This window comes from Ruegeria sp. HKCCD7559, from assembly GCF_013110575.1.
GTDB lineage: Bacteria > Pseudomonadota > Alphaproteobacteria > Rhodobacterales > Rhodobacteraceae > Ruegeria.
In genome coordinates, this window is the sequence record NZ_WVQU01000003.1 from 209,072 (window position 1) to 230,620 (window position 21,549).

Annotated in this window: 15 protein-coding genes; 8 read left to right on the forward strand and 7 right to left on the reverse strand. The window is 58.2% G+C overall.

From position 1 onward, the window contains the following. Nucleotide 1: 1 nt before the first annotated feature. Both GS605_RS11550 and GS605_RS11555 read right to left on the reverse strand, forming a co-directional pair. A complete protein-coding gene (locus GS605_RS11550; RefSeq protein ID WP_171635536.1) occupies nt 2-976 on the reverse strand; it encodes a membrane dipeptidase in 975 nt (324 codons plus the stop codon). After that, nucleotides 976-2,418, reverse strand: coding sequence for an aldehyde dehydrogenase family protein (locus tag GS605_RS11555; RefSeq protein ID WP_171724079.1), 1,443 nt, complete (start codon nt 2,416-2,418; stop codon nt 976-978). Before GS605_RS11555 ends, GS605_RS11550 begins: the two co-directional genes overlap by 1 nt. A gap of 103 nt (nt 2,419-2,521) precedes the next feature. On the opposite strand from GS605_RS11555, the gene GS605_RS11560 reads away from it, so the two are divergent. From GS605_RS11560 to GS605_RS11570, 3 genes are all read left to right on the forward strand, one after another. Further along, nucleotides 2,522-3,406: a LysR family transcriptional regulator gene (locus tag GS605_RS11560; protein WP_171635540.1), complete on the forward strand. Its 885-nt coding sequence runs from the start codon at nt 2,522-2,524 to the stop codon at nt 3,404-3,406. A 116-nt stretch (nt 3,407-3,522) separates the two neighbouring features. Then, entirely contained in the window at nt 3,523-6,798 is a 3,276-nt protein-coding gene (locus GS605_RS11565) for an adenylate/guanylate cyclase domain-containing protein (RefSeq protein WP_171724080.1), read from the forward strand. 20 nt (nt 6,799-6,818) lie between these two features. After that, on the forward strand, nt 6,819-7,982 hold the full coding sequence (locus GS605_RS11570; RefSeq protein WP_171635544.1) for a hypothetical protein: 1,164 nt from the start codon (nt 6,819-6,821) through the stop codon (nt 7,980-7,982). Here the strand turns inward: GS605_RS11570 and GS605_RS11575 are convergent. Together GS605_RS11575 and GS605_RS11580 are read right to left on the reverse strand one after the other, a co-directional pair. Beyond that, on the reverse strand, nt 7,979-11,578 hold the full coding sequence (locus GS605_RS11575) for a flavoprotein (protein ID WP_171724081.1): 3,600 nt from the start codon (nt 11,576-11,578) through the stop codon (nt 7,979-7,981). The two genes, GS605_RS11570 and GS605_RS11575, sit on opposite strands and share 4 nt — an antisense overlap. A gap of 331 nt (nt 11,579-11,909) precedes the next feature. Continuing rightward, nucleotides 11,910-13,487 carry a DUF5928 domain-containing protein gene (locus GS605_RS11580; RefSeq protein WP_171724082.1) on the reverse strand — a complete coding sequence of 526 codons (1,578 nt, stop codon included), beginning with the start codon at nt 13,485-13,487 and terminating at the stop codon, nt 11,910-11,912. Nucleotides 13,488-13,630: 143 nt separating this feature from the next. Here GS605_RS11580 and GS605_RS11585 point away from each other — a divergent pair, with 143 nt between their 5' ends. Next, nucleotides 13,631-14,449, forward strand: coding sequence for a sulfotransferase family protein (locus GS605_RS11585; protein WP_171724083.1), 819 nt, complete (start codon nt 13,631-13,633; stop codon nt 14,447-14,449). 200 nt (nt 14,450-14,649) lie between these two features. Here the strand turns inward: GS605_RS11585 and ilvD are convergent, their stop codons facing one another. Beyond that, nucleotides 14,650-16,482 (reverse strand): dihydroxy-acid dehydratase, encoded by a 1,833-nt coding sequence (gene ilvD / locus GS605_RS11590; protein WP_171724084.1) that lies wholly within the window; start codon nt 16,480-16,482, stop codon nt 14,650-14,652. A gap of 107 nt (nt 16,483-16,589) precedes the next feature. Between ilvD and GS605_RS11595 the strand changes: the two genes are divergently transcribed. From GS605_RS11595 to GS605_RS11610, 4 genes are all read left to right on the forward strand, one after another. After that, on the forward strand, nt 16,590-17,153 hold the full coding sequence (locus tag GS605_RS11595) for a helix-turn-helix domain-containing protein (protein WP_171724085.1): 564 nt from the start codon (nt 16,590-16,592) through the stop codon (nt 17,151-17,153). Continuing rightward, on the forward strand, nt 17,150-17,419 hold the full coding sequence (locus GS605_RS11600) for a hypothetical protein (RefSeq protein WP_152459709.1): 270 nt from the start codon (nt 17,150-17,152) through the stop codon (nt 17,417-17,419). Before GS605_RS11595 ends, GS605_RS11600 begins: the two co-directional genes overlap by 4 nt. 71 nt (nt 17,420-17,490) lie before the next feature. Next, on the forward strand, nt 17,491-18,345 hold the full coding sequence (gene sseA, locus GS605_RS11605) for a 3-mercaptopyruvate sulfurtransferase (protein WP_171635557.1): 855 nt from the start codon (nt 17,491-17,493) through the stop codon (nt 18,343-18,345). After that, complete coding sequence (locus GS605_RS11610; protein ID WP_171724086.1) at nt 18,345-19,529, forward strand: amino acid aminotransferase; 1,185 nt, start codon at nt 18,345-18,347, stop codon at nt 19,527-19,529. The genes sseA and GS605_RS11610 overlap by 1 nt, the downstream gene beginning before the upstream one ends. Before the next feature lie 70 nt (nt 19,530-19,599). On the opposite strand, the gene GS605_RS11615 is transcribed toward GS605_RS11610, so the two are convergent. Both GS605_RS11615 and GS605_RS11620 read right to left on the reverse strand, forming a co-directional pair. Further along, nucleotides 19,600-20,928 carry an ammonium transporter gene (locus GS605_RS11615; protein ID WP_171724087.1) on the reverse strand — a complete coding sequence of 443 codons (1,329 nt, stop codon included), beginning with the start codon at nt 20,926-20,928 and terminating at the stop codon, nt 19,600-19,602. A gap of 34 nt (nt 20,929-20,962) precedes the next feature. Continuing rightward, entirely contained in the window at nt 20,963-21,301 is a 339-nt protein-coding gene (locus GS605_RS11620) for a P-II family nitrogen regulator (RefSeq protein ID WP_152459713.1), read from the reverse strand. Nucleotides 21,302-21,549: the final 248 nt, after the last annotated feature.

The window sequence follows — 21,549 nt, forward strand, 5'->3', positions numbered from 1 at the left end:
GTTACCTTTGTGGGACGAAGTTCTCGGCAAAGAACCGATACCAGTTCCCGCCCATGATCCCGGCCACTTCGTCATCGTTCAGGCCGGTCGCGCGTAACCCTTCTTCGATGTTGCCAAAGTCTCGGTTGTCCTGAAACCAACCCGGCATCGGTGGGAATCCCGGAGCCGAGGCCGAGCCTTCGCCATAGTCGATCTCTTTTGTCCAACGCCCCACACGCATCCATTCCACGACGCTGTCGGGCTGATCCTGACACAAGTCAGTGCCAATCCCCAGATGTTCGGCCCCGTGTTTGTCAGCAGTGCGTGCGATCATTTCGCAAAAGCTTTCCAGCGTGCAATCGGACTTGTTTTTCAGATGGTGAGGGTAGACCGAAAAGCCCAGCATCCCACCTTTTTCCGTTACCGCACGGATGACGTCATCCCGCTTGTTGCGCAGGGCCGGGGACCATTCGTGCGGATTGGCGTGTGTAATCGCGATGGGCCGGTCCGAGATTTCAGCCGCCTCGATCGTGGAACGGTCTGCCGAATGGCTCATGTCTACCACAAGGCCCACGCGGTTCATCTCTTTGATGACCTGCTTGCCCATGCGGGTGATGCCGGTGTCTTCGGCCTCGTAGCAACCTGTCGCCAGCAGGGATTGGTTGTTGTAGGTCAGTTGCATGAACCGCGCGCCCAGATCGTGCAGGATTTCGACCAGCCCGATATCGTCTTCAATGGGCGACGGGTTCTGAAACCCGAAAAACACGGCGGTTCGGTCCGTATTACGGGCCGTGTCGATATCGCTGGCCCACCGGCCTTTCATGATCAGATCCGGGTATTGCTCGAACCAGCGGTTCCATTTCTCGAAATTCAGTACCGTTTCGCGGAAATTCTCATGATACGCGATGGTGACGTGGATCGCATCCACGCCCCCTTCGCGCAACTGGCGAAAGATCTTTTCCGACCAGTTGGCATATTGCAGGCCGTCGATCCGCATCAGACAGGGCCTGCGCTGATATAGGCGGTTTTGACGGTCGTGTAGAATTCAGCCGCCGCCTTTCCCTGTTCGCGGGGTCCGTACGAGCTGTCGCCGCGGCCACCGAAAGGCACGTGGTAATCGGTGCCAGCGGTGGGCAGGTTCACCGTCACAACACCGGTGCGCGCGTTGCGGCGGAAATGGGTGGCGCGGGCCAGCGATTTGGTCACTATGCCCGAGGTCAGGCCGAAATTGGTGTCGTTCACAACGCTCAGCGCCTCGTCATAGCTGCCGACCTTGATGACGCTGGTCAGGGGCGCAAACATTTCTTCGCGGTTGATGCGCATGTCGTTGGTGGTGTTCAGGAACACGCCCGGCGACATGTAGAAACCGTCATGGGGCATCTCCAGGCGCTGACCGCCACAGGCCAGCTCGGCCCCTTCGGATTTGCCCAGTTCGACATAGGCGAGGTTTTCATTCAACTGCTGCTGGCTGACGACGGGGCCCATCTGCACGCCCGCTTCCAGCGCGTGACCCACTTTCATTGCCTGCGCACCGGCAACCAGTTTCTCGACAAAGGCATCATGGATGCCCGCGTGAACCACCAGCCGCGACGAGGCAGTGCATTTCTGACCGGTGCCGCCAAAGGCCCCGCCCAGCGCCAGAGTTACCGCCAGATCCAGATCGGCGTCGTCCATCACGGCCAGCGCGTTTTTGGACCCCATTTCCATCTGCACCTTGGTCAGGTTCTGGATCGCGGCGGCGGCGATGCCTTTGCCCACGGGCACAGACCCGGTGAAGGAAATCGCATTGACCTTGGGGCTTTCCACCAGCCGCTGACCGATGGAACGGCCCGAGCCCATCACCAGGCTGAACAGACCTTTCGGGATATCCTGCCGTTCGATGATTTCGGTCAGGGCCACGGCCGAGGCAGGGGTGATGTTGGCGGGCTTCCACACAACCGCGTTGCCATAGCACAGCGCCGGGGCAATCTTCCACGAGGCGGTTGCAGTGGGGAAGTTCCATGGGCTGATGATGGCAACCACGCCAACAGCTTCGCGGCGCACGTCCACCTCGATATCGGGGCGCACGGAATCGGCGTTCTCACCGATCTGTCGCAGGCATTCGGCCGCATAGTAAGTGAAGAACTGACCGGCGCGGTAAACCTCGCCTTTGCCCTCGGCCAGCGGCTTGCCTTCTTCACGGCTCAGCAAAGTACCCAGCTCTTCGGCGCGGGCCATCAACTCGTTGCCGATGGCGTTCAGGACGGCCTGTTTGCGCTCGAGCCCGTAGGCGGCCCATTCGGCCTGCGCGACGCGCGCCTGATCCAGGGTCGCCTCAAGCTGGTCGGCGCTGGCTTGTGTGAACATGCCGACCAGATCGCTCAGATCCGATGGGTTGCGGTTTTCGATTTCGCTTTCGCCAGCCAGCCATTCGCCGGCAATCAGATTCAGTTTGGTCACGTCAGGCCCCAAATTCGCAAATTTCAGTTTGCGAAAGAATGGAACTTGCTGACGACATCAGTCAAACTCAAATAACTTTAGAAAACTTCAGAAAGATTGAAGCATGGCCGTGAAAATAGAGATGCTGCGGTGCTTTTGCACCGTGGCCCAAACCGGAAATCTTGCCGAGGCAGCCAGCCGTTTGGGCCGCACGCAATCCGCGGTCTCAATGATGTTGAAACAATTCGAAGAGCATCTTGGCAAGAAACTGTTTGAAGGCGAACGGAAAAACCACCTTACTCCGCTCGGTCAGCAAGTTCTCGACCTTGCGCTCAAACAGGTGCGGGATTTCGATCAGGCTGTTCAGAATATTGAACTGGCGGCACAGGCCGAGCACGGGTTGATCCGGATCGTATCCGTGCCGTCCGTGGGGGCGCTGGTCTTTCCTGCTCTGCTGGGCCATATGACGTCTCGTTTTCCCGGCCTGAAGATCGAGCTGCGAGACGGAGATTCGCAGCAGGTTCTGGATGCGGTCGCCGGGGACACGTCTGATATCGGCATAGCGTCCGGCCATTTTCCGCTGAACGGGGTCAGTGCAGAGCCGCTGTTTCAGGACCGTTTCGGCTTGGTTGCAGCGTCCGATCATCCGCTGATGACACGGGCGGAACCGCCAGCCATTTGCGATCTGGTGGCTCAGCCTTTCGTGCGAAACGCCCTGTGTGACTTTATCGAGTCCGCGCCTTTCCGAGAAATTCTGGACAGGGCCGAGGTTACCATCCACAACACGCATTCCCTGATCACGACTGTCAGGGCAGGCCAGTGGATCACGGTCCTGCCGCAGACCGTCGCGCAGTTCATCCCGGACGCAGTCGCCTTTCGTCCGATTTCGGATTTGCCGGACAGGCGCGAGGTGTATCTTTATGTGCGGGAAAGGTCGCGATTCCGAGAAATTTCGGAGGCCTGTCGTTCATTTGTCCTGTCGAGTGGGTTTGGAAATTCAAGCCTGTGAATGCATCAAAAGGGGATTAACCCTGCTCAAAATCACAAATTAATTTGGTTTTTGCAGACTCACGCCCGCTGCCATGCTAGGTTCTCGCTTGAAGTGGGGGACTTCAGAGGGGCGATATGTCTCAAGATCTGAGGGGCTGGTTGAGCGCAAATGGATTAAACGAGTACGCGCAGGCCTTCATTGATAATAAGATCGACTTTTCCATTCTGCCTGATTTGACGGCCGAGGATCTGATCGAAATCGGTGTGACCGCTGTCGGCGATCGTCGGCGGCTTTTGCGTGCCATCGAGCAACTTGATTCCGCGCAGATCGCCGCAGAGCCTGAACCCGCAGCGCCGCACGAACCTGCGCGGCGGCAGGTCACGGTGATGTTTGCGGACCTGACCGGGTTCACGAAAATGTCCAGCAAGCTGGATGCCGAGGATCTGCACGCGCTGCTCAACCAGTTCTTCAGCAAAGTGGACAATGTGGTCGAAAAATACGGCGGCCGCATCGACAAGCATATCGGTGATGCGGTCATGGCCGTTTTCGGAGCGCCGATCTCACATACCAATGACACGGAAAGGGCAGCACGGGCGGCAGCTGAAATTCATGCGGTTCTTCCGACGTTATCACCGCCGCTGTCCTGTCATATCGGTATCTCTTCGGGTCAGGTCATCGCCAGTACGACAGGCAGCCAGTCGCATACGGAATATACGGTGACAGGGGATGGGGTGAATCTGGCGTCTCGGCTGACAGATATCTCAGGGGGCGGCGAGACTCTGGTCTCACATGACATTCAACGCGCGCTGGGCCCGTTGTTCGTGGGCGACTCCATCGGGGTCAAGGCGATCAAGGGGCTGAACGAGCCGGTTGAGGTCTGGCGTCTGGACCGGTTGGCCAGGAACATTCGGACCAGACGGCATAAATTCATCGGGCGCGAGCGTGAGATGTCGATTTTCTCGGCCACATTCGACCGATGCCAACGCCATGGAAAAGGTGAAGTGCACATCGTTCTGGGCGAACCCGGAATTGGAAAAACCCATCTGTCCGAGCAAGTGGCGGAATTGGCGACCAGCCTGTCCTACACGATCCACAACGGCGTTGTGATGGATTTCGGCGCGCGCGAAGGTCATTCAGCCATTCAGACCGTTGCACGCAGCATTCTGGGGCTTGAGGCGTCGGACGGGGCGGAAACCGGGGCGGCCGTTGCAAAAGAGGCCATTACCAAGGGCTGGGTCAGCCCTTCCAACGCTGCGCACCTCAATGCTTTGCTTGAACTCGAGCAGGATCCGGGCCTGGCCGAGGTCTATGCGGTGATGGACAACAAGACCCGTCTGCGGGGGCGGCGTCAGGTGCTGGAGGAGCTGCTTTCCGCCAGCAGTCGGGAATCGCCCCTGCTTATTCAGATTGAAGACATCCACTGGGCGACGCCCGACATCCTGGCGGCGTGTTCTCATATCGCCGCGGTGACGCGGAACACGCCCTGTGTGTTGATGATGACCAGCCGGGCCGAGGGCGATCCGATCGACAGGAACTGGCAGATGGCCACGGATGGCGCGCTGGTGTCAAAACTGGAACTGGCACCGATGGGAGAAGAGCACGTCAGGCAATTGGTCGAAGAGTTCCGGGCCATCGATCGCGACTTGCTGGAAACCTGCGTCCAGCGCGCCGGTGGAAATCCGTTGTTTCTGGAGCAGCTGTTGCGAAACACGGATGTGCTCAAACAGGAAACTGTGCCGGGCAGTATTCAGGGTATCGTTCAGTCGCGATTGGACGCGCTGGATCGCGCCAGCCGAACCGCCATTCAGGCCGCATCGGTTCTGGGTCAACGGTTCTCGCCCGAAGTTCTGAATTTCATTCTGGGTGAAGGGCATCTGGATACCAGCAACCTTATCCGCTCGGCGTTGATCCGAGAGGCAGGGCCCGATTTCATGTTTACCCACGCGCTGATCCGGGACGGGTCCTATGCAACACTGGTCAAATCCGAACGCGCCCGCCTGCACCGGCAGGCGGCTCAGTGGTTCGAAGACAAGGATGCAACCTTGCGCGCCCAGCATCTGGACCGGGCCGGGGCCAATAACGCGGCGCAAGCCTATCTGGAAGCAGCCGACAAATTGATACAAGCCTTCCGATTCGACGATGCCAGCCCGCTGATCGAGCGTGCTTTGGAATTGCCGTCCCCGGCGGGTGTCCGATTTGACCTGCTGTGCGCGCGGGGCGAAACCCATCGGTTGCAGGGGTTGTCAAACGAAGCTTTGGACGAGTTCAAAGACGCCGCCGGTTTGGCTGAAACAGACGAACAAATCGCCCGGGCCCATATCGGGCTTGCGCAGGCGGCGCGGCAAGCAAGCCTGTATCAGGACGCGCTGGAAGCGCTCGACACGGCCGAGGCAGCAGCACAGCGCTGCGGGTCCGAGGAAGATGAGGCCCAGATAAGCTATGTGCGCGGCAACGTCTATTTCCCGCTGGGCCGGAACAGAGAAGCGCTGAAGGCCAACGAGCGGGCGCTCTCGCTTGCCCGCAAGCTGGAATCCCCGCGCCTTGAGGTTGGGGCGCTGAGTGGGTTTGGCGACGCCAATTTCATGAAAGCCTCGATGAAGACGGCGGCGGGGTTCTATACCCAAGCCGCTGAACGGGCACGCGAAAAAGGGCTGGTTCGGGACCTTGCAGCCAATCTGCACAATCTCAGCGTGGCGCGCAGCTATACTGGGGATGTCGGGCAGGGCCGAGCAGATGCCAATGAGGCGATTGAAATCTCGCAGACGTATTTCGCTTTCGTTCCGGAATGTGTTGCGCAAACATGCCTTGGCGTGGCCGAGACCTTTCTGGGCAGTCTCGACCGTGCGCTGGAAGCCTTTGGCGTTTCGGCCGAAATCGCAGAGCGCGTGGGCGCAAAACGCCTTGAAGCGCAGGCGTTGGAACATTTGGCCAGAACGCAGGTTTATGCCGGCCAGGTCGGGCGCGCACGTGAAACCGGTCTGCGAGCAGTCGAAATCGCGCTTGAACATGGCCGGAACTTTGTTGGACCCAAGGCCCTGTCAGCCCTGGCGATGGCCGAAACGGACCCGGATGAGCAAACGCGCCTTTTGAAACTGGGTTCCGAGATCATCGCCGAGGGATGTGTTGGCCACAGCCATCTGCACTTCTTCCCCGATGCCAGCGCCGTCATGCTGGCGCGTGGTGATTGGGATGCCGCAATGGAGTATGCGGATGGCCTTGCCGCGTTCACCAGGAACGAGCCGTTGCCGATGGTGGACCTGTCCATTCGTCAAACACGGCTGTTGGCCGAGAGCGGAAGGCAGAATATTCCACCGTCAGAGCATAGCGGTTTTGCCGGTATGACCGAGCATTTTGCCGCGATGGGCATTACCCAATCCTTGCTGGGCCGCGCGGATTTTCTGACCAGTTAGGCGGCAAGGCAGGAGGCTGAATGAGCGTCGAAAAAAAGGTTTGGCTTATCTCTGGCCTGCTGACCTTTGGGTTGGCCGCCTTGTTGCTCAAGCTTTGGATCGAACTGAACCATTTCGAGGAAGACCTGACGCAGCTGCCCGATCAGGCTTCGGTAGATGCGTATCTGTGCAGAATGGACGTAGCGCCGGACTATCGTTTGAGAACGGGGATTTTCATAAAGTCGTTCAGCTTTCTGGGCGCCAGCGACGTGCGGCTTACCGGCTATATCTGGCAGCACTACAAGGCAAAGGAACATGATGCGATCCTTCCCGCCGAAGGTGAGGTTGGATTTCTTCTGCCCGAAGCGGTCGATACCGCAAGCGGCCTTGTTGAAGAGGCATACCGCTTGTCACAACCCGACGGCGTCTTGATTGGTTGGTATTTTGAACAAACCCTGCGCCAGAGCTTCGACTACACCAGTTATCCCTTCGATCACAAAACGGTTTGGGTGCGGTTCTCACCCGCTTCTTTCGAGGTCAATATCGCGCTGGTTCCTGACTTCGAGGCTTATCCGGCGACCGGATCGGATGACATTTTCGGGATCGACAACCGGATCGTGATGGGCACGTGGGAGCGAGAAAACACCTATTTCGACTACAAGCTGTCGAAACTGGATACGACGCTGGGCATCCGGCAGAACGCTTACCAGACCAACACGCCCGAGTTGCATTACAACTTCGTCATCAAACGCAATTTTGCAAACGCGTTCATCGTTCACATGATCCCGTTGCTCGTCGTGGTGATGCTGCTGTTCGGTGCAGTCATGACCGTCACGCGCCGCGAGGGGTTGGTCGAGCGGCATGACTTCAGCACGTCCAGCGTGATCGGCACCTGTTCGGTTTTGTTCTTCGTGATCCTGCTGGCCCATGTGCAACTGCGCGAAGGATTCGCCGGATCGCCCGTGATCTATATGGAGTCATTCTTTTTCCTTATGTATTTCATGCTGTTGGCGGTTTCGATCAATACGTACCTGTTCGCCTCAGAGGCGGTGCCGTCGCTGCGGATCATCCATTATCGGGACAACCTGATCCCAAAGGCCAGTTTCTGGCCCTTCGTGCTGCTGTGTATGGTGGCGATCACGGCCTATAACCTCGGCATCAAGGACAGCTCGGAACCGCCACCGATCAGCACGCGGGATTGTTAGGCCACGGGTTCAAACCCGGGTTTGGGTTCGCCCTGCGCCATGTCCAGCGTGTAATCGCTCACCACTTCGGATGTACCCTCGCGCCAGCTTTTCAGGTATTTTTCCGGATCAGCGATCACATAGGCATATGCGGGTTTCATCGCACCCTCGATGACGACGTTGATTTTCTTGCGCACATAGACATTCTCGGGTGAGCCGGGGCCGTAATACCCTTCCAGCCTGTCCAGTTCGCCGAGGCCGGATTCGGTGACACGGTAGACCTCTCCACCCACTTGCTTGCCCATCCCCTGCTGATCCACAAGGGTTGCCATGCGATGCAGATACCCACAGTTGGGATTGTCGCAGAATGGTTCCTTCGGGATGATCAGGGGCATTGGTTGCCGGGTGCGCGCCGTTCCCACGAATTCATTCAGGACCGCGCTGTGTGCGTCATGATTGGGGAACCCCCGCTTCAGTGATCCATAGGTGAAATACAGGTAAGAGGGCTCGTTCACCGCCACGAAGCTTTCGTCACGCCCCTGTTCGGGGTCTGCCATCTTCAGGTTGTGATCTTGCGCCCAGGCGTCCAGCATGGAACGGATTTCCGGTTCGATCTGCATGCTTTGAACGAATTCGATGCACGAGGTCGCATCCATGTCTTCGGCCCGCAGCAGGATTTCCGCCATCTTCGGTGCCTTGTTCATCACCGCCACATGCAATGCGGTGAATCCGTGATCGTTGACAATGTTGACGTCGATACCCCTGTCGATCAGGTTCTGGGCGGCCTCATAATCCGGCTTACCCAGATCATGGCCGCTTTCGCCCAGTTCGCCTTCACCGCCCGCTGCATAGTGCAACAGTGAATCTCCATGGGCCTCGTCCACGATGTTGACCCCGACGACCCCTTCGTCGATGGCACGGAACACGCGCTTCCATTCGTTGATATCATCGGCGGCAGCGGCCTCGCGCGCCCATTTGCAGACGCGATACTTCTGGTCGTCCAATTCCTCGAACGCATCCGCCAAAGCTTCCATGATCTGGTCCGGCGTTGCCATCATGCCGATGCCCATCCGGCCGTTCGACAGGCGACCTTCGCGCGGTCCGACGAAATCGACCCCAAGCGTCTTAAGCTTGTCGACGTTGTTCTGCGTGGTGATATTGTTCCACATATTCGTATTGCACGCGGGGCAGAGGATCACGGGTTTCTTCTGGTATTGCCATGCCACGAAGACCGAGGTCAAAAGATTGTCGGCGATGCCATTGGCAACCTTGCCCATCGTGTTGCAGGTGATGGGGGCCACTATGACGCAATCTGCCCAGTCACACAGTGCCAGATGCGAGGCGCGCACCGGCATGTCGAAATTCAAATAGCGGAAATTCCACTCGTCATCGTCGCGGTAATAGTCATTGTGGGTGATCTTGGCGTCGATCCGTTCGGCGCCGAAATCCCGAAAGAATTTCTCGGCCGAAACAGACGGGATCAGTTTCACGTTATGCCCCGCGTCGACAATGCGTTCGACAAGCTCGGGGATCTTGTCCGCCGCCGATGACCCGCAGGCGCAGAGCAATACGTTTCGCTTTCCGGCGTTTACTTGATTCATCACCCCCTTGGGATAGCCGAACGGGTTCTTCTCAAGGCTTGGGGTTTCATTCAGTTCGGATACCGGCAGCCCTTCCCTGCGCATTCTGGCTTGCAATTCACCGGCCTGGATCATGTCTACGATGTCTTCCAGCTTTTCACTTTTGCTGATGCATTTTCCTTTGAAAAACAAATACGGCACGTCCGGTCTTTCGCCCAGCGTCACCAGTTGCCGCCGCATCCTGATCATATTGGGATCGCGCCCGCCCACGTCGATCTGCTTGACGGTCGTTGCCCCGATATTCGAAAGAATGCTGCGCAGCATATAGGACCACGGGTCCTCGTCCTCGTAGAACAGAACCATTGTATTGTGCTTGATGATGCTGGCAACATCGCTTGGGTTTTCGGGCGGCTCGACCTCTTCGATCACCAACAATGCAGGGTCTTCGAGATCCCGCAGACCACGGAAGATGTTGCCCCGCGGCGCTTGCCAGACCTGCGAGGTTGCCGGACTCATATCGACTATGGTCACAACGTCTTCATCCTCGTCATAGTCTATGCACAGGCACCAGAACTCTTCGAGCAACGCAGTTTCCCGGAACACGTTGTCCGGCGGGCGGATCGCCTCGATCCCGGTGACGCGATTGAAGTCGATGTTAATCATCAGGTGACGGTTGCTGTCGGGGGTCAGGCTTTTCAACTGCGCCTTGAACCAGTCTTCGGGGGTTTGGATTGATTTGTCATCGCGGGTCTCAAAGCTCTGGAACGAACTGCTCAGATGCAGGTTCTCGGATTGTCTGATATACTTTTCGACCATGTCGTGCATGTCTTTGGCGGTGGCGACCCGGCGGACAGTATCCGTGAACGACACCTGGGCCGCCCGCAGCAACTCGTCCTCGTCCACCCTGTAGTCGCCGTGAATGGCGAGGCTTTCCACCAAAACGCCGATCGAGTTCATGTTGGGCGTTGCCCGGCGGAACAGGTTGCGGCGTTTCTTGGGATCTTTAGCCAGATAACGTGTGCTGTCGACGTAATTGCACCGCTGCTTGAAAGTCTTCAGGTGCGTCTTGACCGCGGCCCGTGCTGAAAACCGCAAAAGGCCGCGGGACCGCATCGAGGTTCCGTCACGATCCGACATGGCTTGCCACAACCGTTCGACGGTTGTCACCCAAAGCTTGCCGTATTTCTCAGGGTGCACATCCATCATATGCACCAGCCCCGTGCTTGGATTGCACTTGGCGATGACGGCAAAATGGCCGCCGGGCATAGTCTCGTTGCCATGGGCAAGACCGACCTGGAAATTAGCGACCAGAATGTCGTTGTCACCGCCCAGCCGGTTGGATTCGTCGATCGCCTCAAGCAGCAGCGGCACACTGGTTGTGTCTGCGTCCATGAAATAGGCCTGAACCTGAACCCTCTCGCGCAGCCCCTGCGTGTGAATGTAGGTGCAGGCGACGTCAAAAAGCTCGCCCAGCGAGATTCCGTCGTTCACGACAAAGGACGAGGGCAATGCGCATTCGCGGAAGATGTCATTTACTTCGCAGCTGAACCCCAGCGCCGACATGCTGAGAGCGGCCGCCGTGACACTGCAACAATTGATCGGCTGCTGAAAATTCTGCAACTGAACGCTGACCAGATCACCAAACATCGTTGCAAAACAGGGTTGCCGGACGCTCTCTGGTATCTGAAGCCAGTTCTGGCTGGACAGATACGCCAACCGGGTTCCATCCAGCGCAAGCGCTTCTAGGCTGACAGGGATATCCGAGATCTGAAGGTGTTCTTCATAGAAGTAATCGCCGACATCCGCGCTGGCCAATGGATTTCCGTTCTGGCGCAGCTGAACCACGCCACGCAGCACGATATACATGCCGTTCGCTGGCAGAACCGCGTTTCCGGTCACCTCGATACATTCGAATTGTGGGTTGATGACGGCTGGGTCGGCGATCTGAGCCTTGCCCGGAAGGACATCATATATCATCTTCCAGTCTGCGTCGCTTGGGGTGTAAGGTCTGGATTTGGAAATTTGATCTATGGTCACAACTGTGTCCCCCCGGAGTTGCGTTGCAATATTTCAATCTTCGGTCCGCCAGCGCCTCTGGTTCTTCGAAGCTCGGACGACGGTCATTCAGAATAAAAGACCTGCCTGTTTTCAGTGTTTGTTTCTGGCAAGGGCCGTGTTTCTGATGGAAAAAGTATGAACAAAATGGCCCAATTGGCTGCACAGTATCCGATAATTGAATAAAAATCACGAGTGCAGTTGCAGCGGCTGCGGCTGCCTTGCATGGCGGAACACTTGCCATCCGCGATTTGGATTGCGCGGGTCACGGGTGCCAGCCTTCGGGCAGACAATCTGTGAAGGGCTTTGGGGATCAGTCGAGGAAAAGGTAATCCAACTGCATGACGGCTTGGGCTTTGTCTTCACCAACCCCAAGAAACTTGGCAATAACCGCTTCATTGTCGGCGCGCGGGGCCGTTTCCCGCAGGCGCAGGTAATTGTCCAGCCGGGCAGCGCGGATCCGTTCGGATTCATAGCCCAGATCGTTGCGAAGGGTCGGCAGCAAGGAAGCAACGGTTTCCGTTGGGCTGTTGTCTCCGGCCAGCCCGACCCGACGCGCGTGGCCGATCAGATAGTCGTCCGAGTATTCGCATTCGATCTCAAGCACGTGGGTTTTGGCCTGGTCGCCGCAGAAATCCTCGAGCGCGTCAAGATTGGCCGGGTCAAGGCACAGCACCAGCTGATCCGACCCGAAACTGTCGAACAACAGGCGCAGAACGGCACGCCGGTGACGAGAGCGCTTGGTCAGTGTGGAGTCGATCCCGCCCAGATCCGGCAGCAACGTATTTTCTTCGTTGAACAGGTATTCAACGCAAGGAATATCCGTTTCAGATGCGATCTGATCGACAAGACGTTTGGCGACATGCCATTTCTTGCAGACGATCACGAACAGTTCCCGTTCCGGGCCGAGTACGCTCCCGGCTTCCCAGAAGCGTTGTCCGAACCGGCGGCCGATACGCCCGCGACCAGTGAGAAACGCGTACAGATTGCGCCCCTCGTTCGAGATCGGGAAATCGACGCCCTCACTGGCATAGAGCGAGCCGAGCCGGGCCTTCAACTCATGCGCCTCGGCGCTGATCTTGCGTGCGAACAGATAATCCTGGCCCAGCAACATGTCATAGTGGTCATTGTAGAACGTGACCGGCATTCCATAGTCCGAGAACATCAGGAATGTCGGCGTTCGGTTTTCAATCTCGTTTTTTGGGATCAGGTGACGCACCAGCGTCTGAAAGAAGGTTTCATCAGGAATCCACGTGGTCGAAAAAAAACGGATCACATCCCGGCGCTGATGCAGGAAATCCAGTATCATTTCGACGGTTCTGCGACGCAGGCACCACCATTGGCTGCCGATCATCATCTGAATGTCTTGGGGGATGTCCCGCGTCAGACCGAGGCGCTTTTGCAATTCATAGGCGGCATAGAACAGCTTGGACTGCGTGCGCTCGTTGAAGTAGTGGCGATAGATCAGCCGGTCTTCCTTCATGCCGGTCTTGATCCAGTTGCTTTCAAAGAAATCGTGGCTTTCGATGAAATCCTTGTCGTTATCGTCGAGGTAACGGTGCGTGTATTCAGCGGTTTTGATTGCCATGCAGTCACCCGACAGCATGTAGAAATGTGTGGCGCGGGGGAAATTTTCCACGGCGGCTTCCAGGGCGTTCAGCGTGGCCCGGACCAGCGACCATTCTCCCCAGCCGCATCTGACGCGTTTTTTTGCAAAGGTCACATTGGGGTTCTGATCCAGTGCGGAACGAATGCGCTCATAGGCTTTGGCGCTGGCGCTGGCGTCAAAATGGATGGCCATGCAATCGCCGACAGCGGTCAGTTGTTCGGCCTGTGCAATGATGGCTTCAGGGTCCTTGTGACACAGCAATATATAGGCGACTTTTGCCATTGAGATTACGCAATATCCGTTTCTGCCTGATTTCAACCGTGATACTGAGGATGAGCGATTGAATAAACAGAATAATTTTGGTTCTTTGTTACCAAAAGCTGGCGTATCGCATCGAGACCTGGCCAGCGCAGGAGGCACAGCAGATGGGGTTTCCCGGTACCTGGATGACCGAGAGCGAAAGCATGGTGTACCGCGTGGTGCCCAAATGTGCTTGCTCGACCATTGGTCAGATCATGTATTTCTCGGATCATGGTCAGTTCTTCGACGGTGATATCCATGATGCCAAGGACGGCATGCACAAATGGGCATTTGATCAGAGCCAGAAGCTGATCTCGAACAATGTGCGCAATCACGCGTCCTATTCTTTCACTTGCGTGCGCAATCCCTACACCCGCATCCTAAGCTCATTCTTTGACAAGATCTGCGGCATTCAGCGCAACGGCAAGAGATACCGCGGCAATCTGGTGCCGACGCTGATCTATAACTACGGGATCGAAGTGGGCGGCGACGACGGCAAGGGAGAGTTTGACCAGATCGCCAGCTTCCGCCGGTTTCTGCTGTTTGCGCGTGATACGATCCGGTGGCGGCGCCCGATGGACCCGGACATTCACTGGTCTGCGATGTCAGGCCACGTGTCTACTTTCATCGTGAACGGCGGTCACTATGACCGGATATTCTGGACAGAAGCGTTCAATGACGGGATGCAGGATGTTCTGGACAATGTCGAGCTGAAGCACCCGGTCAAATTGTCCGAGATTCCACGGTTCAATGAATCCGAAGGGCACGGGCCAAAACGTGCGCATCCGGTCGAGGACTACTTTGACGATCTGTCAATGCATCTGGTCTACGAGATCTACAAGCAGGATTTCGAGCTGTTCAAATACGACTTCGAAAACCCGGCGAACAAGATGCCGATCGGTGAAATCGATTTGGACGAAATCCACGCCAAGTTGGGCGACTGACGGTGGGGGTGCTCCCGCCTGTCGTCGATATTTCTTGCGAAACATCTCCTCCGGTTGGGCCCGGCGCCGCGCGCTGCGCGGCGCCGGGCCCAAGGTCGAACGTGGCATCGGCGAAGCCGATGGTACGGATCGGGCGCGGGATCTCTTGAGGACGGTTGATTACCCGGCTCGCCGCCTCGGCAAGCCGGTCGCGTATGTGCTTAGACTTGGCGAACAGCCCCTTTTGCTGCGCTGGTCGTCAGCTTGGCATAGGCCTTGAGCGCGGTGGACACTTTACGTTTGCGCGGCGCGGCGGGCTCCCACCCCTTTGCGTTCTGTTCCGTGCGGCGGGCGGCCAGCTCTTCATCCGAAACTGCCAGATGAATGGTGCGGTTTGGGATGTCGATCTCGATCGTGTCGCCATTCTGAACCAGACCGATCTCACCGCCTTCGGCCGCTTCGGGCGAAACATGGCCGATCGACAGGCCTGATGTGCCGCCCGAGAAGCGACCATCGGTCAGCAACGCGCAGGCTTTGCCCAGACCCTTGGACTTCAGATATGACGTCGGATACAGCATTTCCTGCATCCCCGGGCCACCGCGCGGGCCTTCATAGCGGATGACGACCACATCGCCTTCTTTCACCTTGCCGGTGAGAATGTCGTTGACCGCCTGATCCTGACTTTCGCACACGTAGGCCGAGCCGGTGAATTTCAGGATATTGGCGTCCACGCCAGCAGTTTTCACGATACAGCCGTCGCGAGCGATATTGCCGAACAGAACGGCCAGACCACCATCCTGGCTGAACGCGTGTTCTTTCGAGCGGATCACGCCGCCTTCGCGGTCGGTGTCCAGTTCCTTGTACCGGTTGGACTGGCTGAACGCCTGTGTGGTGCGCACACCACCGGGGGCGGCCTTGAACAGCTCCTGCGCCTTTGGATTGTTGGCGACCTTGATGTCCCAGTTGGCGATCGCTTCACCCATTGTGGCCGAATGTACCGTGTTGCATTCCTCGTGCAGCAGGCCTGCGCGGCTGAGCTCTCCGAGGATCGAGAAGATACCTCCGGCGCGGTGGACGTCTTCCATGTGCACATTTTCGGTGTTGGGCGCGACTTTGCACAGGCAGGGAACGCGGCGGCTCAGGCGGTCCATGTCGGACATGGTGAAATCAAAGCCACCCTCATGCGCGATGGCCAACAGATGAAGCACCGTATTGGTGGACCCGCCCATGGCGATGTCGAGGCTCATGGCGTTTTCGAATGCTTCGAAGGTGGCAATCTCGCGTGGGAGAAAACCTTTTTCATCCAGATCATAATGGCGCTTGGTGATCTCAACGATGCGGCGGCCTGCCTCAAGGAACAGCTCTTTGCGGTCGGCATGTGTCGCCAGTGTCGAGCCGTTGCCCGGCAGGGCCAGGCCCAATGCTTCGGCCAGGCAGTTCATCGAGTTCGCAGTGAACATGCCAGAACAGGAGCCGCAGGTCGGGCAGGCATTCTCTTCGATATGTTGAACCTGTTCGTCGGTGAATTTGTCGTCCGCCGCGGCGACCATGGCGTCGACGAGGTCGATTTTCTTGGCCTCCAGATCGGCGATATCGATCTTGCCAGCCTCCATCGGCCCGCCCGAGACAAATATGGCAGGGATGTTCAGGCGCATCGCGGCCATCAGCATGCCGGGGGTGATCTTGTCGCAATTCGAAATGCAGACCATCGCATCGGCGCAATGGGCGTTGACCATGTATTCGACCGAATCCGCGATCACTTCGCGCGAGGGCAGCGAATACAGCATCCCGTCATGGCCCATTGCGATGCCGTCATCCACCGCGATCGTGTTGAATTCTTTGGCCACACCGCCTGCAGCCTCGACCTCGCGCGCAACCATCTGGCCCAGATCCTTCAGATGCACGTGGCCCGGGACGAATTGGGTGAACGAGTTGACGATGGCAATGATCGGTTTGCCAAAATCATCGTCTCCCATGCCGGTGGCGCGCCAAAGGCCGCGTGCGCCAGCCATGTTGCGGCCATGGGTTGAGGTTCTGGATCGGTACAATGGCATGATGCTGTTTCCCTTTTGCCTCGGGTTGCATGTCTTGGGGTTCGTACGTTATAGCGCACGTACCACATGTGCGCTATAACGCACAAGAGGATTCGCGGGACGATGAGATGGACTCTGACGATATAACGCTGAAACTGCGAGACGTGCGTGCGGCATCGGGCCTGAGCCTGTCGAAAGTGGCCGAGATGACTGGCGTGAGCAAAGCCATGCTGGGGCAGATCGAGCGCGGTGAATCCAGCCCAACCATCGCAACGCTGTGGAAAATTGCCAAGGGGTTTCAACTGCCGCTCAGCGCGCTGATCGATACGATGAACGGGGACCCTTCGGTTTTTCAGACCGTAACTTTCCCCGGCACGATCGAGGTCAAGATCGTCTTTCCATTCGATCCCGCTCTGGGGGCCGAGACATTCCACGTCAACCTCAAGCCGAACCAAAGCCACGAGTCGCCCGCCCACGCGACAGGCGTGACCGAAGAGGTCTTTGTTCTGAGCGGCACGCTTGAGATCCTGCGCGGAGACGAGTGGGTTTCCCTACAAGCCGGGCAGGGGTTGCGTTTCGCGGCCGATCTTCCGCACGGGTATCGCGCCGGCCCCGAGGGGGCGGCCTTTCTGAACATGCATCATTACGCCCAACACACCGAATTTGTAGAGAACGGCAAGGCCCATTCATGACCGCATTTTTCGACAGCCTGACCATCGTCGACGCCATCGGCTCTTTCGGGGCTCTGATCGTGGTCGCCGCGTATTTCGCAACACAGATGCGGATGATGAACTCGGATGATCTGGCCTTTCCGGTGATCAACCTGCTGGGCTCGGTGCTGATCGTCTATTCCCTGCTCCAGAACTTCAATCTCGCATCAATGTTGATCGAGGGGTTCTGGATTCTGATCAGCCTCATTGGGATTATCCAACATTTCCGCCTGCGCAGCGCCAAGTGAGCGCTATCCAGCCTTGAACCCCTATGCCGCCGGGTATAGGGAAAAATCAAGCGCGCTTAGGGGAGGCTTTGATGCAGGACGATCCAAAAACCCTCGTATCCACCGAATGGCTGGCCGCGCATATGAAGGATCCGGATCTGCGGATTCTGGACGGGTCGTGGTACTTGCCCGCGCAAAATCGTGATGCACGGGCGGAATATGACGCAGGCCACATCCCCGGGGCGCGGTTCTTTGACATAGACGAGATATCAGATCGCCGTTCCGACTTGCCGCATATGGCGCCTCCGGTCGAGAAATTCATGTCGCGCCTGCGCGCGATGGGTGTGGGCGACGGTCATCAGGTCGTGGTTTACGATGGCGCTGGGCTGATGTCGGCTGCGCGCGTCTGGTGGCTGTTCCGTCTTATGGGGCAGGAAAACATCGCGGTTCTGGATGGTGGATTCCCCAAATGGCAGGCGGAAGGGCGCGAGGTCGAAGACCTGCCGCCGGTCATCCGTGATCGTCATATGACCGTCCGGGTGCAAAATCAGCTTGTCCGGGACGTCACGCAAGTTTCCGCCGCCGCCAAGCTGGGTGATCATGAGATCATCGACGCCCGCTCTGCCAGCCGGTTTTCCGGGGCCGAGGCCGAACCGCGCGAGGGTCTGCGCTCGGGGCATATTCCGGGTTCACGCAATGTCCCCTTTGGCCAGTTGCTGAACGCCAATGGTACCATGAAGTCGCCGGAAGAGTGCCGCGCCATATTCGAGGCCGCGGGCGTCGATCTGTCGAAACCGGCGATCACCTCGTGCGGGTCTGGCGTGACCGCCGCGATCCTCAGCCTTGCGCTTGAACGCATGGGCAAGAAAGACCACTCGCTTTATGACGGCTCATGGGCTGAATGGGGCGCCTTCCCGACCCTGCCCGTCGCAACCGGAGAGACCTGATGTTCGAGAACCTGAAACCGCAGCCTGCCGACAAGATCCTGGCGCTGATGCAGATGTATCGCGAAGACCCGCGTGATCAGAAGATCGACCTGGGCGTCGGCGTCTACAAAAACGCGGAAGGCATCACCCCGGTCATGCGCGCCGTCAAAGCGGCCGAGCAGCGCGTCTGGGAAGAGCAGGAAACCAAAGCCTATACCGGGCTGGCCGGCGATCCGGCCTATGCGGATGCGATGATCGGGCTGATCCTCGGCACCTCGGTTGAGCGCGGCAATATCGCCGCCGTGGCGACACCGGGCGGCACCGGCGCCTGCCGTCAGGCCTTCGAGATGATCCGTATGGCCAACCCGTCGGCCCGCGTCTTCGTGTCGAACCCGACATGGCCGAACCACTTGTCGATCCTGAACTACCTGGGGATCAAGACGGTTCCATACCGCTATTTCGATGGCGACACACGTGGCGTCGATTTCGATGGCATGATCGAAGACCTGAAGACCGCAAAAGCGGGTGACGTGGTTCTGCTGCACGGTTGCTGCCACAACCCGACCGGTGCCAACCTCAACATGGTTCAATGGCAGGAGGTCGTGAACCTGATCAACGCGCTTGGCCTCGTTGCGATGATCGACATCGCCTATCAAGGCTTCGGCGACGGCCTGGAAGAGGATGCGCAAGCGACACGTCTGGTCGCGTCTTCGGTCAAGGAATGTCTGATAGCGGCGTCATGCTCGAAGAATTTCGGCGTGTATCGCGAACGCACCGGTTTGCTGATGGCCATCAGCGCCGATGCCGGGCAGACCGCTTTGAACCAGGGTACATTGGCATTCCTGAACCGCCAGAATTATTCCTTCCCGCCCGACCACGGCGCGCGTGTTGTGACCACGATCCTGATGGACGAAGCCCTGCGCGCCGACTGGATGGCCGAACTGGAAGAGGTGCGCCTGTCTATGCTGGGCCTGCGTCGCCAACTGGCCGACGAACTCCAGCGTCTGAGCGGCTCGGACAGCTTCGGTTTCATCGCCCAGCACCGCGGTATGTTCTCGCGCCTGGGTGCGGCCCCGGAACTGGTCGAGAAACTGCGCGTTGAACACGGCATCTACATGGTTGGCGACAGCCGCCTGAACATCGCCGGTCTGAACGCCAACACCGTTCCGATCCTTGCGCAGGCGATTGTCGACGTCGGCGTCTGATTTTCGGGCATTGCCAAACAAGAAACCCGGGCACGAATGCCCGGGTTTTTTTGTTTGGGTGGAAGTGGGATCAGCCTTTCGAGAATTCAGGATAGGCTTCCATGCCCAGTTCGCCCATGTCGAGGCCGTTGATCTCTTCTTCCTCGCCAACCCGCAGGCCGACGGTGGCCTTGAGGATCGAGAACAGGATGAAGCTGACTACGAAGACGAAGATCCCGATAGCCGCGAAACCGATGATCTGGGTCACGAAAGACGCATCACCGTTGGTCCATGCCACGATGAAGGTGCCCCAGAAGCCTGCGATCAGGTGAACCGGGATGGCGCCGACCACGTCATCAATCTTCATCTTGTCCAGCAGCGGCACGGTGTAGACTACGATCACGCCGCCGATGCCGCCGATGATCAGCGCCTGAAACAGCGACGGCGCCAGCGGTTCGGCGGTGATCGAGACCAGCCCGGCCAGCGCGCCGTTCAGAACCATGGTCAGGTCGACCTTGCCATACATCACCTGCGTCAGGATCAGGGCGGCAACGGCGCCGGCGGCGGCGGCCATGTTGGTGTTGGCGAAGATACGGCTGATATCGGCCATGTCACCGATCGTGCCCATGGCCAACTGCGAGCCGCCGTTGAAGCCGAACCAACCCAGCCACAGGATGAACGTCCCCAGGGTTGCCAGCGCCAGGTTCGAGCCGGGGATCGGCACAACTTTGCCTTCCTTGTTGTATTTACCGATGCGCGGGCCCAGTACGATGGCACCGGCCAGAGCTGCGAAGCCACCTGCGGCGTGCACCAGGGTCGAGCCGGCGAAGTCGCTGAAGCCCATCTCGGACAACCAGCCGCCGCCCCACTGCCAGGACGCTTCGATCGGGTAGATGATGCCTGTCAGAACGATCACGAAAAAGAAGAAGGGCCACAGTTTGACGCGCTCGGCCATGGTGCCCGATACAATGGACGCGGTGGTGGCGCAGAACATCAGCTGGAAGAAGAAGTCCGAACCGACGGATGCATAAGACAGGTCGGTTTCGACACCTTCCAGACCAACCGGTTCCAGTGACGTTGGCGAGAACGCGCCCAGAATGCCGGTGATCGTCCAGCCGTCGCCCGGATACATCAGGTTGAAGCCCACCAGCCAGTACATGATGGCTGCAAAGGAAAACAGACCCATATTCTTGACCAGCTGCATGGCCACGTTCTTGGAGCGCACCAGACCGGCCTCGAGCATGGCAAAGCCCGCGGCCATCCAGAACACCAGAAAGCCGCCCATCAGGAACAGCAGCGAGGTCAGGATGTATTGTGTATGCTGCGCGGTTTCGCCGGTTGCGGCGGCCTCCTGCGCCAGGCCCATCTGCGGCAGCGCGACGATCGCGGCGGCAGGGATGAGGGATTTCATCAGGTTCATGTTCAGTCCTCGAATGATTGTCGGTCGCGGCGCCTTACAGCGCCTCTTCGTTGGTTTCCCCGGTCCGCACGCGCAGGGCCTGCTCGACATCGAGGACGAAAATCTTGCCGTCGCCGATCTTGCCGGTCTTGGCGGTTTTGGTGATGGTCTCGACGATCTGGTCGGTCATCGCGGCAGGCACCACGATTTCCAGCTTGATCTTGGGCACGAAATTCACCGCGTATTCGGCCCCCCGATAGATTTCGGTGTGGCCGGATTGCGAGCCGAAGCCCTTGATCTCGGTCACCATCATGCCGCGCACGCCGGCCTCGGTCAGTGCCTCGCGCACCTCCTCCAGCTTGAACGGCTTGATTGTCGCAATGATCAGTTTCACGTCTTTCCCCTCTGGTTCTCCGGTGGAACCGGTTTGTTTGCACCTGCAGAAAAATGCGCGACGGATCGCGGTATGAAACGGCTCTTGGGGGTCAAAGGGCTGCCAAATGGCAGAAGATTGCACATTTTTTGCACAATTCGGTCGCGTTGATTAAATAACGGGCAGTGTTGTGAGGGGAATTTTCGGAAATTCGGACCTCTACATACTCGGATCACCGGGGTATGGTGGCGCAAAAGAAAACCCGGGCA